Below are 13,193 nucleotides of genomic sequence, written 5' to 3'. Positions count from 1 at the left end.
CCCCTACAGGCTCCTCCGGAGGCATTCCACACATGCACGCGCGCCCGTGGTGGGCAATCGCGCTCGCGGGGACACTCGCGGGCTGCATCGTCGAGTCCGGGCTGGACGACCCGCCCGACTGGGACGACGACCCCAGCGAGCCCAGGCCCGACCCCAGCACCCCCAGGCCCCAGCCGAGCGCCCCCGACTTCCGGGTGGAGCTCGTCTCGGGTCCCTCCGCCCTGGGGACGGGTGAGCAGCGCGTCCAGGCGCGCCTGTGCAACGACGGCGCGGGCTCCGGCATGACGGACGCGGCCTTCTTCCTCACCGCCTCCTCCGCCCCCGGCGCCTCCGAGTTCCACCTGGGCGCAAGCCCCCGCTTCTCCCTGCGCGCCGGCGAATGTCGCGAGGTCTCCGCGTCCGTCAGCGCCCGCGCCATCCCCGAAGGCGACTACTTCCTCAGCGCCCGCGTGGACCCGGATGGGCTCGTCACCGAGGAAAGCGAGGGCAACAACGTGCGCCTCGGCAACGCGGTGTTCGTGGACCGCACGCCGCCGCCCACGCCCGCGCCCACCTGGGCCCAGGCCGGCACCGGTACCACCCGCGCCCTCACCCTCCACACCGAGGCCGGCGCCACCGTCCGCGTGTACCAGGGCCCCGGCTGCACCGGGACCGAGGTCGGCTCCACCGTGGCCAACGCGGGCAACTACTGCGAGGTCCCCGTCTCCGTCCCCAACGGCCCGGGCGCCCGCTACTCCGCGCGCGCCTACGACGCCGTCGGCAACGGCTCCCAGTGCAGCCCCGCCGTCGACTACCCCTACGGCCCGGGCACGCCCCGGATGGCGCCGGTGCTGCTGAGCACCTCGCCCACGTCCCCGGGCGGGAGCCTGCAGCCCGTCTTCCACGGTCGCGCCGAGCCGCGCGTCACGGTGGAGGTCTTCCGCACCGCCAACTGTCAGGGCCCGGTGGAGAAGACGGTGACGACTGACGACATCGGCCTGTTCTACGCCCAGGTGAGCGTGGCGAAGAACGCGAAGGTGACGGTGTCCGCCCGGGCGACAGCCGCGGGTGGCTACGACTCCGCGTCCACCTGCTCCAACCCGCTCGAGTACCAGCATGACGGCGAGCCGCCCGAGCCGCCGCGCGTGACGGACGTGAAGTGGCAGTACCTGAACGATGGCCAGCAGCTCGTCATCACGGGCACCGCGGAGCCGCACGCCACGGTGGGCATCTTCGTCGACGTGGCCTGCACGGGCACGCCCACGCGCACGGTGCAGGCGGACGCGCAGGGGCGCTTCAGCACGGTGGCCCCGTTCGGTCCCGGTGGCAGCCACCGCGTGTTCCTGGCGGCGAAGGACGCGTGCGGCAACGTGTCCACGTGCGCCGAGGGTCCCGCGTACGAGCTGCGCTGCCCGCCCGGCACGGCGGACTGTGACGGCCGCTCGTCCAACGGCTGCGAGGTGGACCTCACGGCGAACCCCAATCACTGCGGCACGTGCGGCAACTCGTGCCAGGACGGTCCCTACGCGGACGGCGTCTGCGTGGCGGCGACGTGCGGACAGACCTGCGTGCCGGGCTACTACGACTGTGACGGCAAGGCGTCCAACGGCTGCGAGTCGCGCACGGTGTGCCAGCCCACCAACACGTGCACCATCGACAAGCCGAGCGAGCTGATGATCACCCACCTGTCCGTGGTGGAGGACCCGGTGCGCACGGCGCCGGGAGGCGCGTGGCACTTCGGCACGGTGATGCGCGAGCTGAACGGCGGACAGGACCCGTCCGAGCTGGTGCGCGCGTGGCTGAAGACGTGGCTGGAGAAGCAGCACGTGAACGGGCTGACGATTCCGCCGCGTCCGGAGATGCAGACGAAGGTGCTGGGGCCGTGGGAGACGCGCAGCGGCGGGCCGTCGAAGCCGCTGGACTTCAACTCGGCGCCGTTCCGGCTGCTGGCCATCGTCAACCGCATCGACCTGCGCGAGCAGGGGGTGACGGCGGGCGAGGGGCGCTTCATCTACGGCGTGGTGGCGCCCAACGGCGAGCCGCTCGAGTTCACCGTCATCCTGGAGTACGCGCTGCCGGGCACCACGCCCGAGGCCATCCAGCGCTGGGCCTCGGACTGGCATGCGCTGGGCGCGGTGAAGGTGGGCAACGCGGGCTACAACGCGAAGCTGCAGGCGCTCACGGACCGCTTCGTGAAGGCGGGAGTGATGACGGGTCGGCACCAGGGCAGCGCGCTGAACCAGATTCGCACCAACGAAATCGAGCTGGAGGAGCCGTGGGAGCTGCGCGAGTTCGTGCTGTCACCCCTGGGGCTGATGCCGACGACGATGAAGCTCACGCCGGCGAACCACTTCGAGAACACGCCGATGCTGGCCAGCTACCTGACGGAGAACTCGGCGGCGGTGCTGGAGGAGCGGCACACGGTGCCCGACAGCATGGGTGGCATCCCGTTCCTGGGGGCGCACTCGCTGGTGCCGCTGGACTTCTTCTGGCGCGCGCCGAACGTGTCGAACGAGGTGCGGCACAAGTTCTCGCTCAACACGTGCAGCGGGTGTCACGCGGGTGAGACGCAGACGGAGTTCGTCCACGTGTCCGCGCGGGCCTCGGGCAGGACGTCCACGCTGTCACCTTATCTGCGAGGCACCACGGTGACGGACCCGGTGACGAAGTCGATTCGCACGTTCGACGACCTCACGCGCCGCGCCGAGGACCTGAAGGCGCTGGTGTGCGCGCCCACCACGGGCCTCAAGTCGGTGGGCCTGGCGCCCTCCAACCTGCCGCGCGCCCGCGTGCACTGAAGCACGAGGACCCGAGCCGTCCGGAGCGCGACTTCGCCCCCGGGCGGCTCATGTCGAGGTGGAGCCAGGCGTCGCCTCGGCACGCCATCGCTCCAACAAGCGACGCCGATGGGCGGGCGAGATCTCCGCGCCGTAGGTCCGGTCGAGGAGCCCGAGCTTCCACTCGGCGGAACCCATCGTCAGCCCCTGCTCCCGTAGCGAGGCTGAGACCAGCGCACGCGCGGCGGAGAACATGTCGGCCCCCATCACGAGACGCTCTTCCCCTGACTTGCGCAGGAGCAGCGAGCGAACGAGAGCCTCGGCACGAGGCAGGGTGTCCTTCATGGCTTCACCGTCTCCAACAAGGACTCGATTCCCAGGTCCCGAGCCCAGTGCATCAGATAGGCCCAGTCCATCGAGGACGTAGCATCCACGATGTTCCGCACATCTCCCATCTGCATCTCGGACAGACTGTCCCGCGCCCAGTAAAGCTTCGAGAGTACCAGGTCCTCAGGCGAGACAATCCAGATGCGCTGTCCCTGGAGCTCGACTGTTCGCCGCCTGCGAAACTCCTCCTGTCGATACGCCGACCTCTTACGGATGACACAGTCGACCTTCACGACCGTTTCGAAGTGGATGAGGTTGAAGAGCGACTGGTGTGACAGCGCCTCGCGAATCTCCTCTTCATCGATGGAGAAGTCGGCCTGGAACAGCGAGAGAAGGACTGGAACCTTCGGAGCCTCCAGTTCGACGACGATGTCCACATCGCGAGTCATGCGAGGACGCGCGTAGAAGTTCATGGCCGTGGAGCCACTCAGCATGTACGGGATGCCTGCCTGCTCCAGCCTGCTCCCCACCAGGAGGAGGACCTTGAGGTAATCGTCCACGCGCGGAAGATAGCGCGTTCAGTCGCCGTCGGCCCGTCTTGCCCCGCCAGCCCGCTGGGCTGGCAGGCCCCACCTCCACTCCAAGCCTCACCGCCCGAAGCCACCCAGGGCCGTGCGGCTGAAGCTCGCGCCGCCCTGGCTCACCTTCACCGCGGACTGGCTGAACACCTGGAAGGCCGAGCGAATCTCCCGCTCGGACTGGCCCGGCGTGAGAATCCACGCGTCCTCGATGCCCATCTGCTGGAACACGCGCCGGAAGTTCGTGCTCCCGTCGTCGATGCCCATCGCCGCGACGATGTGGTTCTCCGCCCGCCGCAGGTCCTTCACCACCGCCGCCACGTCCTTCGCCTGCGCGCGGCTCGAGTGCATGTCCGCGCCGTCCGTAATCAACAGCGTCACCGTGCGCACCGGCACGCCGTTCGCGCTGAACTCCTGGGACTTCGCCAGCACCGTCCCCAGCAACACCACCGCCTGGTCATACAGCGGCGTCCCCTGGTCCGCGCGGTAGTTGCCCGAGTGCATCCGCACCACGTCCTCCAGCGGCCGGTAGGGATTGAGCACCTGGCCGTTCAGGTAGCGCGTGTGGAAGAGCACGCCGTCCTTCTGCTTGCTCGCCAGGAGCGAGTCGAGCACCAGGTTGTGCCCGTCACACACCGTCTTCGTGTGCCCCGACGTGGAGATGCTCCCCGAGTCGTCCGGCATCACCGTCACCAGCACCACCTCGCTGGCCTGCACGTCCTCCACCCGCACGCCCAGGCCCGCCTGGATTTGCGCGCCCAGGTCCACCACCGTCAGCGCCTGCAGTCCCGCGGGGCTCAGCACCCCTTCGGCGTGCGCATCCTCGAAGAGCTGCGTGGCCGTCCGGGGGCCTCCACTCGTCGTCCTGCTCATGTCCTGCTCTCTCTTTCTCCCTCATCGCGAGGGCATGGCTCCGCCGCCCCGCCCCACCTGAGACAGGCGCGGTCATCGAACTCTCGACAGTACAGCGGGAACTCGGTTCAGCCGATGCGCAGGTCCGGCCAGCTCGCCAGCGGGTCCGTGGACCGCACCAGGTGCATGCCCGCGTCCGCGAAGCGCTTGAGCGCCGCATCCGCCTGCGGCGTGAAGTCCGCCGCGAAACCACCCTTCCCGTCCGGCACCGTCACCGCCGACATGCAGTCCGTCAGCAGGTACACCTTGCGAGCCAGCGCCGCGTCCTGCGCCACGATTTCGCCGAGCAGGTCGTCGATGGAGCTCTTCACGCAGTGGCTCGCGGCCTGTCCGCCAATCACCACCGCGTCCGCCGTCAGCAGCGTCTTGAGGAACTGGGTGTTGCGCTGCGCCAGCGGCTGTCCGTCATGCCGGCTCATCACCTCCGGACGCAGCACCGAGTAGTTCTCCGTCAGCGGATTGCCGCCCTTCACCTCCGCCCAGGACTGCATGCCGCGCACGTACGAGTGGAACAGCCGCGCCTCCTGCACCACCCCCGCCAGCGCGTGCCCGTCCCCACCAAGCAGGCAGTGCGGCGGCCACAGGTACAGCGTGTACTTGCCCGCGCGCTCCAGCTCCTCGCAGTAGTACTTCACCTGCTTGAGCAGCCACGGGTAGTTGCCACCGCACAGCCACTTCGCCATCGCCGGGTTCGGCTTCGCCTGTCCTCGCTCAATCTGCTCGCGGGTCACCTCGCGGTACGGCGTCAGCGGCTGGTCATCCTGGTCCACCCAGAAGGACGGGAAGAAGATCTGGTACGCGAAGTGGGTGTCGAGCGTCGCCGTCACGTTCGTGAGCGTGCCCAGGTTCTTGTAGATGAACTCGGCGATGCGGCGGCTGTCCTCCACGGCGCCGCGCCCGCTGCGCCCCGCGACGTAGAGCGAGCCCTCCGGGAAGCAGAAGTCCTTCTGCACGTCGATGAGCAGCAGGTGCAGGTTGAATCCATCCGACGCGGCCGCGGTGACACCGTTCGCGCTGCGCCAGGTCCCCGCCTCCATCTGCAGCTTCCCCGCGTCCGGCCCGTAGCTGTACTTCCCCGCGTGCTCCGCCCGATAGAACCCAGGTACCGGCAGCTCCTTCACTTGCTTCCTCATCGCACGACCCCCTGTCATGTAAAGACATCCACCCGGCTCAAGCCATCCGCAGCGCGGTGAGCTCCTGTCGCCCCACCACGACCAATCCCTGACGCGTCAGCAGGAGCCGGGCTCCCGAGTCCACGAAGGGCTCCGCGTCGGGAAAGTCCCGCACGGCCTCCAGGCGCCCCTGTCGCAGCTCCAGACGGGTCAGCCCTGCGTCCGTGGCGCAGAACAGCGCCTCGCCCACCGCGCACCGTCCCGTCCCGAGCGCGCCGCCCAGCCACGAGCCATCATTCGCCTCGGCCACCGCCTGCGCCCGCACCGCGCCATCCGAGCCGAGCACCACGCAGTGATGCACCGTGCGCCCCTGCGTCTGCTCGGCGAGGAACAGCCACGCCAGCGACCCGTCGAAGAGACAGTCCGCGTCCACGAGCTGCCCCGACGGCCACGGCAGCGTCAGCCCGTCGCGCAGTCCCAGACGCTCGGCGTCGAAGACGAACGCGCCTCGGAGTCCACCCGCGCGATGGAACCCCAGCCCGAAGCGAGGTCCCACGAACAACCGCGTCTGCCCTTCCAGCACATCGCCGATGCGCTCCGGCCCGTGCACGCCGTCCCGCCACAGTCCGCCCCCCACCGCCCAGTAGCGATGTCTCGCGTTGGCCGCGAAGGCCGGGCGTCCCTCGGGAGCGTCCACCCCCAACCGCTCCCGCTCGCCCAGCGGCCCCATCACCGCCACCACGCCGTCCCGCCCCACCAGCGTCACGTCCCCCTGGAGCGCCCAGTGCAGCGAGGGGTCCAGCGGTCCTCGCATCACCACACGGCCGTCCCCTCGGCGATAGGCGCCATCCGCGTGGTAGAGCCAGCGCGGGACACCGTCCTCCACGCTCGCGTGCACCAGGACTCCGCGCGTGGCGAACAGGCGCGTGGCCGTCACCTGACCTCGCGCCGAGGTGACGGACGTGGTCTGCGCCACCGCGTTCGGCTGACACGTGGGACAGGCGCGCCGGGCGTGCTCGACACCACACGACGCGCACTGCGTGAAGCGCAGCCCCTCCAGCAGCGGCAGCGGGAAGGCGCCGCGCAGGTCCTCCACGAAGACGCGGTGGAGGTGGTGGAGCACGTCATCCGGGAGCGTCCGCATCGGCAGCGCGGGCTTCGGGTACTGCACCTCCGGATGGAAGACGGTGATGCGCTGGAGCAGCCGCCCCGCGGTCGTCGTGCGCGCGGACGGGGACTTCGGTCGGTGCACGCCGCCATGCGGCCCCACGCACAAGAGTGACTGCATCGCCGCCACGGTGAAGCCGTACCAATCACTCTCACTCGACGCCGGGAGCGTGGGCACCAGGCTCTTCCCGTTCAACCGCACCGGGTCCACGAAGCGCTCGGTGAACAGCGCGCACAGGAACCCTCCGAACTGGAAGCTGTCCGCGTCGATGAGGTGCGCGTCCGCCGCGCCCGTGACGAGCACGTTGAGGTCGTTGAAGTCCCCCACCACCACGCCCGCCGCGTGGACTCCAGCGAGCGTGTGGTGCAGCGAGCGCAGCACCTCCACCGCGCGCGCCGAGGTGGCGCCCGCGCGACGGAACGAGGGCTCACCGAAGCGCCGCAGCGACTCCACGCCATCCAGCTTGCGCATGGCGTACCCCAGCACCGTGCGCTCCTTCTTGTCCGTGGCCAGCGCCTGCGGCACCACCACGCGCCCGGGCAGCCCCGTGGGGAACACGCGCAGCTTGCGCTGGTGCTCGTCGATGCGGGCCCGCGCGGCCTCCTGCTCCACGGCGAGCCCCGTGTAGTCCGGGTGCTCAGGCAGCTTGAAGACCTTGAGCGCGCGGCCGTCCCCCAGGTCGAACACGTCCGCCTCGCCGCCCTTGCCGAGCGCCTTCGCAGGGTCCAACCGCACCTTCTTCCCCTCGAGCCAGACGTCCATGGTCTCACGCCCTCCCCATGCGACGGCGCAGCACCACCAGCGTCGTGTCATCCGGGAGCAATCCCGGCGTGCGCACGAGCCGTCGCGCATCGAAGTCGGCGCGGACCGACTCGCGGTTGAGCATCGCGAGCCTGCGCCGGAGCGCATCCGGGTTCTCGAAGTAGCGCGCCTCCGTCCACAGGCGCGACAGCGGCCCCACCCGCTCATCCCCCGACGGCATCACCACGTCCGCGAGCTTCGCCAGGTCCGCCACGCCGTCCGTGCCGAGCAGGAGCGCGTGCACGTCCTCCGTGGGCACCAGCGCCTGACGCACGAGCGGCGTGTCCTCCTCGCCGCGCGACAGGGCATACGCCAGATACGGCGGCGCGTTGTTCGGGAAGGGCCCCAGCGCATGCACCTCGCCGTTGAGGGCCCACACCCCATCCCCCGCGGAGAAGACGAGCGTGTGAGAGGGCGTCATCACCGCGCCCACCACCGTGAAGAGGAAATCCCCCAGTGTGTCGCGACCGAGCTCCCCCCGAAGCTCGCTGAGCAGACACAACACGTCCTCTCGCAGGCCGGGCAGGAACCCGGCTTCATCCACACGCTCGTCCTCCGCCAACCGCGTCAGCGCCGCCTGTGCCACCCGGCGCACCCCCAGCTGCGCCCCCAGCTCGCTGCACGGCTGACTGCCACACCCGTCCGCCACCACCGCCACCAGCCCGTGCTCGCTCGTCCGCACACACCACGCATCCTGGTTGTTGCGGCCCGCCCGAGCATGCTCCCGGCCGAGCACCGAGCCCGCGGCGACTTCGAAGGGCAACGAGGACATGGCTCTCCCCTGGCCCGCGACGCGGGCAATGGCAGACACGGACGTGGACTCGCGGAGCCTCATGGCCCCTGTTCGTGTACCTATTACACCAACATAGTGTCGAAACTACACGATGTCAACGCGAGCGCGCCTCGCCCTCCGGGGAGGGGCCTTCCAGGGGGCTCAGACTCGACTTTCGCCCTTTTGGGGTGGGATGCCCAAGCAGGGGGCCGAGAGGAGAGAGGGCTGAGGGTAGGTAAAGAGCGGCCATCGAGACCAGCTGAGAGAGGTGTCCGGCAAGACACGCCTCTTCCAGCACCTTCGAGGTCTGCGATGGCCGCTTCCCATTTGTATGCACTGCTTCGAGTCCTGCAGCTGGTTCGGCCGGCGTTCACCGAGCCCTCGTTCCTCCGCTTCCTGGTGCTGTTCGCCGGCTGGGTGTGCAGTGGAGGCACGCACGCCGTTACCGAGGCGCTGGTGGCAGCGGGAGTGTCGGGCGTGCAGCACCATGCGGCCTTCCATCGCTTCTTCTCCCGGACGCGGTGGAGTACGGACGAGGTAGGCCGACTGCTCCTGTTGAAGCTGGCGGCATTGGGACCCGTGCGGTTGGTACTCGATGACACCCTTTGCAGTCACAAGGGGCCGAAGGTTTTCGGCCTGGGCAGTCACCTGGATGCGGTTCGCTCCACCCGGGCCATGCGCGTCTTCTGCTTCGGCCACGTCTGGGTGACGCTCGCGGTGCTGGTGCACGTGCCCTTTGCTGCGCGCCCCTGGGCACTGCCCGTTCTCTTCCGGCTCTACCGCACCCAAGCCGAGTGCCAGAGGAGGGACATCCGGCACCGGAAGAAAACGCAGTTGGGCCGAGAGTTGGTTGAGCGTGTCCTCAGCTGGCTGCCAACGGGCCCTTTGGAACTGGCCGCGGACGAAGCGTACTCATGCAGCACCCTGCTCAAGGGGTTGCCGCAGCGGCTCGTCTTCGTCGGAGCCATGCGTCCAGATGCAGTGCTGACGCGCCCGCGCGTGCACCGCTGCCGCTCGCGGAAAACGGGCCGCTGGCTGACGCGTGACGTGCCGGTGCCCAAGCCCGAGGCCCTTGCCAGAGATTCAGCACTCCCCTGGATGCGGCTGACAGCCCAGCTCTACGGCCGCTCGCAGCAGGTGGACTACAAGGAGGTAGTGGCCCGGTGGAGGAGTGCTGCCGGCGAGCGGATGCTCAAGGTGGTCGTCGTGCGGATGACAAGTGGAAGCCGCCCCCTGCGAGTCTTCTTCTGCACCGCCCCCTCCCTGTCTGCCCTCGAAGTGGTGGAACGGTATGCCTTCAGGTGGAGCATCGAAGTGCTCTTCCGGGACTTGAAGCAACTGCTTGGCTTCGCCGACTCGCGGGCCCGCCGTCGCCTGGCCGTGCTTCGCACCGCTCCCTTCGCTGGCTTGAGCTACACCCTGCTCGTCCTCTGGTACCTGGAGCTCACCGCCAGCTGGCAACAGATGAGGTGGCCTCTGCGCCCCTGGTACACCACCAAGACCACGGTCAGCTTCGCGGATGTCCTCCGCCTGGCTCAATCCTCCCTGGCCCGGGCCCGCTGGCATTCGCCGCGTCGACTTCGCGCCAACTTACGTGCTGCCTCTCGCGCCCCGCCATCTCTGGAGAGCGCGGAGTAGACCGCCGCGCTCTCTCCCTCGCTCTAAAATGGCGAAAGTCGAGTCAGAGCTCGAAGTTGAAGCCGGCCTTCTCCAGCTGCCGGTACTTCTTGTGGTCGAACCGGTAGAGGCGAGCGGCGCGGTGGGAGACGTCCTGCTCCACCTCGTCCAGCTCCTCGAGCAGGTCCATGGCGAGTATCTTCTTGCGGAAGTTGCGCTTGTCGAGCTCGCGCTCCAGGACGATTTCGTACAGGCGCTGGAGCTGGGTGAGGGTGAACTTGGGCGGCAACAGCTCGAAGCCGATGGGCTGGTAGCGCACCTTGCCCTTGAGGCGCTGGAGCGCGGTGTTGAGGATGTCCGCGTGGTCGAACGCCAGCTTGGGCGTGTCCCAGACGGAGAACCAGGCCGCCTCGCGCGCATCCGTGGCCGCGCGCAGGGTGTGTGCGCTGAGCTTCACCAGGGCGAAGTACGCCACCGTGACGACGCGGCCCCGAGGGTCCCGCTCCGGCGCGCCGAACGTGAAGAGCTGCTCCAGGTGCCCGGGGCGGATGCCGGACTCCTCCTCGAGCTCGCGCCGGGCCGCCTCGTCCAGCGACTCGTCCATGCGCACAAAGCCGCCGGGCAGGGCCCACCGCCCCTGGAAGGGCTCCACGCCGCGCTGGATGAGCAGCACCTTCAGGTCGTCGTCATCCAGGCCGAAGACGACACAGTCCACCGTCAACGCCGGTCTCGGGTACTCGTAGGTGTGGCTCACGGACACCGGGCATAGTGTCCGGAGCACACCCGAGTCAACGCGCCGCCAGCGGGAGGCTCAAGCCTTCACCATGCGCGACAGCTTGTGCCAGTCGACCAGCTGCACGCTCTCCTCGGCCAGGTCGAACTCCACCGAGCGCCGCAGGCCGATGACGTCGCCGCCCATCTGGAAGGGCACCTCGCGGTCGAAGTCCATGCGCAGCCGCTGCACGAACCAGTCGTTCATGTGCGGCAGCGGGTGCTCTCCGCGCCACAGCTTGAACATGTTGCGCGTGGCCTCCAGCACGCCCGCGCCGTACACGCGCACGGAGAGCCGGTGCGGCACCTTCTGGGCGAAGGGGAAGGCCTTGAAGCCGAAGCCCCACTCGGGCGTCGTGGCGGCGCCGGCCACGCCCGCGGGGCCCTCATAGAGGAGCGCGCCCTTCTCGCTGTTGGGCACGGGGACCACGTGGCCCTTCGCGTCCACGGTGAGCGCCGCGTCGCCCATGTTGTAGACGGACACGCGGGGGTTGCCGCCGCCGAACATGTGCCGGGGCACCGTCCGGGTGAACATCGCGGTGAGGTAGCCGCGCAGCCCCGCCTGCTGGCTGCGCAGGGGGCCGGAGGCCGCGAGCTGATCCTTGAAGTCCTGAATCATCTCCGCGTCCCAGCCGGTGCCCGCGAACGGAGCCACCTTGCCGTCCACGCGGACCAGCGAGAAGGGCCGCAAGGGCGGCAGGTCGTTCTTCATCGCGGCGATCTGCTTGAGCGCCACGGAGGGCTTCGGGGCGCCGGTGACCCGGGCCCAGGCGTTGCCGGTGCCCATGGGCAGCACGCCGATGGCGGGCAGCGCCACGCCCGCCGCGCGCAGCTCGTTGAGCAGCCCGGTGATGGTGCCATCGCCGCCGCCGGCCAGGAGGAGCGAGGGCGGGTTGGGCCGGAGCTGGTCGGAAATCCAGTGACGGGCCTCGTCGAGCGAGCGGGTGAGCGCCACGCGGGCACGGGGCAGGAAGCGCTGCACCAGGCCGCCGACTCCCTCGGAGCCACGGCGTGCGCGCAAGTTGACGAGGACGGCGATGTCGGTCATGGCGGCCGGACTTTCCCCGGGCCGTGTCATGGCCCGGTCACGGGACGCGAGGGACTCGCCCCGTGACGACAATGTGTGTCTCACACGCCCAGTGCGTGGGCGACACGTGCGCCGAGCCGCCCTCGGGCTTCCCTCCTCCCCAGCCAGGCGGCCGTGGCGACCACGCCCCCGGCGAAGAGGAGGCGGCGCAGGGCTTGCTTGCCCTTCGAGTGGTAGCCGCCGGACGCCGCGGTGCCCTCGGGCATGGGGCGGAAGAGGCTGCCGGCGGTGGCGCCCTGGCGCTCGTCCTCGAAGTGATGCGCCTCGGTGGCGCCGTTCATGGTGCGCTCGAAGGTGCGAGGCATCAGGCCGTGCATGGCGGCGAAGGCGCGGGCGGAGGGGCCGACGAGGACCTCGGCGCGAGGCTTTCGCAAGACGAGGAGGATGCTCCGGGCGACGCGCTCGGGGGTGTAGACGGGCTCGACGGGGCGCACGCGCCAGCCGGTGTAGTTGGCGGTGTGGTGCCACAGGGGCGTGTCGATGGCGGCGGGCATGACGGTGCAGACGTGGATGCCGGTGTCGAGCAGCTCCTGGCGGACGGAGGCGGTGAAGCCGCGCACGGCGTGCTTGGAGGCGACGTAGGCGCTGACGTAGGGGGCGGTGACGGCGCCGAAGGACGAGGAGACGTTGACGAGGGTGCCGTAGCCCTGGCGGCGGAACTGGGTGACGGCGGCGCGGGTGCCGCTGACGGTGCCGAAGAAGTTGGTCTCCATGAGCTGGCGGAAGGCGTCGTCGGGGGTCTCCTCCAGGCTGCCCATGAGGTAGACGCCGGCGTTGTTGATCCACGCGTCGAAGCGGCCGAAGGCTCGCACGGCCTCCTGGGCGAGGGCCTGGACGGAGGTGGCGTCGGAGACGTCGGTGGGGACGGCGACGGCGCGGACGCCCCGGGCTTCGCACTCATGGGCGAGGTCCTCGAGCGGGTCTTCGCGGCGGGCGGCGAGGACCAGGTGGGCGCCCTTCTTGGCGAGGGCGAGGGCGGTGGCGCGGCCGATGCCACTGGACGCTCCGGTGATGACGACGACGCGGTTCTTCCAGGCACGCTTCATGGGTGCGAAGTCTCCCGTGGGTGAGTGGTCGCGGCCGTGGCGACGGACCCCTTGGACCAAGATGGGGATGGAGGCGGGCGGCGCCCCGTGCCCCGTGGGGCTCCCCAGGAGGGCGGGCGGCGGAGCGGTTTCCTCGTCCGGACCGGGGGTCCCGGCGCGGGACGGGTCCGTGAGGATTCCACCTGGGGCACAGGGGGAGGGAGTCGAGGGTAAGCAGTTGAAAGCAGGGGGTTTGAAGGGGGTGAG

The 13,193-nt window shown here is 69.7% G+C and carries 11 protein-coding genes; 2 read left to right on the top strand and 9 right to left on the bottom strand.

The genetic code is table 11. From position 1 onward, the window contains the following. The first annotated feature begins 32 nt into the window (after positions 1 to 32). On the top strand, positions 33 to 2,777 hold the full coding sequence (locus tag VZQ01_RS21555; RefSeq protein WP_426748871.1) for a CARDB domain-containing protein: 2,745 nt from the start codon (positions 33 to 35) through the stop codon (positions 2,775 to 2,777). A gap of 48 nt (positions 2,778 to 2,825) precedes the next feature. Here the strand turns inward: VZQ01_RS21555 and VZQ01_RS21550 are convergent, their stop codons facing one another. From VZQ01_RS21550 to VZQ01_RS21525, 6 genes are all read right to left on the bottom strand, one after another. Then, positions 2,826 to 3,101, bottom strand: coding sequence for a hypothetical protein (locus tag VZQ01_RS21550; RefSeq protein ID WP_141332213.1), 276 nt, complete (start codon positions 3,099 to 3,101; stop codon positions 2,826 to 2,828). After that, positions 3,098 to 3,643, bottom strand: coding sequence for a nucleotidyltransferase family protein (locus VZQ01_RS21545; RefSeq protein ID WP_141332214.1), 546 nt, complete (start codon positions 3,641 to 3,643; stop codon positions 3,098 to 3,100). Before VZQ01_RS21545 ends, VZQ01_RS21550 begins: the two co-directional genes overlap by 4 nt. A gap of 87 nt (positions 3,644 to 3,730) precedes the next feature. Next, the gene (locus tag VZQ01_RS21540; RefSeq protein ID WP_046716976.1) at positions 3,731 to 4,534 is read right to left on the bottom strand and encodes a hypothetical protein; all 804 of its coding nucleotides are present in this window, start codon (positions 4,532 to 4,534) and stop codon (positions 3,731 to 3,733) included. 107 nt (positions 4,535 to 4,641) lie between these two features. Continuing rightward, entirely contained in the window at positions 4,642 to 5,706 is a 1,065-nt protein-coding gene (locus VZQ01_RS21535; RefSeq protein WP_141332215.1) for a cysteine hydrolase family protein, read from the bottom strand. A 37-nt stretch (positions 5,707 to 5,743) separates the two neighbouring features. Next, the gene (locus tag VZQ01_RS21530) at positions 5,744 to 7,615 is read right to left on the bottom strand and encodes a hypothetical protein (RefSeq protein WP_426748870.1); all 1,872 of its coding nucleotides are present in this window, start codon (positions 7,613 to 7,615) and stop codon (positions 5,744 to 5,746) included. Between the two features lie 4 nt (positions 7,616 to 7,619). Continuing rightward, positions 7,620 to 8,426 carry a protein phosphatase 2C domain-containing protein gene (locus VZQ01_RS21525; protein ID WP_223750458.1) on the bottom strand — a complete coding sequence of 269 codons (807 nt, stop codon included), beginning with the start codon at positions 8,424 to 8,426 and terminating at the stop codon, positions 7,620 to 7,622. Positions 8,427 to 8,738: 312 nt separating this feature from the next. On the opposite strand from VZQ01_RS21525, the gene VZQ01_RS21520 reads away from it, so the two are divergent. Then, positions 8,739 to 10,064 (top strand): IS701 family transposase, encoded by a 1,326-nt coding sequence (locus tag VZQ01_RS21520; RefSeq protein WP_223752272.1) that lies wholly within the window; start codon positions 8,739 to 8,741, stop codon positions 10,062 to 10,064. 43 nt (positions 10,065 to 10,107) lie between these two features. Here the strand turns inward: VZQ01_RS21520 and VZQ01_RS21515 are convergent, their stop codons facing one another. The 3 genes from VZQ01_RS21515 to VZQ01_RS21505 all read right to left on the bottom strand — a co-directional run bounded on the left by VZQ01_RS21515 (position 10,108) and on the right by VZQ01_RS21505 (position 12,947). Next, positions 10,108 to 10,797 (bottom strand): NUDIX hydrolase, encoded by a 690-nt coding sequence (locus tag VZQ01_RS21515; RefSeq protein ID WP_141332218.1) that lies wholly within the window; start codon positions 10,795 to 10,797, stop codon positions 10,108 to 10,110. A gap of 57 nt (positions 10,798 to 10,854) precedes the next feature. Next, positions 10,855 to 11,862, bottom strand: a complete 1,008-nt coding sequence (locus VZQ01_RS21510; RefSeq protein WP_426748869.1) for a diacylglycerol/lipid kinase family protein — start codon at positions 11,860 to 11,862, stop codon at positions 10,855 to 10,857. An 80-nt stretch (positions 11,863 to 11,942) separates the two neighbouring features. Further along, positions 11,943 to 12,947 carry an SDR family NAD(P)-dependent oxidoreductase gene (locus VZQ01_RS21505; protein WP_426748868.1) on the bottom strand — a complete coding sequence of 335 codons (1,005 nt, stop codon included), beginning with the start codon at positions 12,945 to 12,947 and terminating at the stop codon, positions 11,943 to 11,945. Positions 12,948 to 13,193 lie beyond the last annotated feature (246 nt).

The organism is Myxococcus faecalis (genome assembly GCF_050039385.1).
GTDB lineage: Bacteria > Myxococcota > Myxococcia > Myxococcales > Myxococcaceae > Myxococcus > Myxococcus fulvus.
This window is presented reverse-complemented; position numbering and strand designations above follow the sequence as displayed.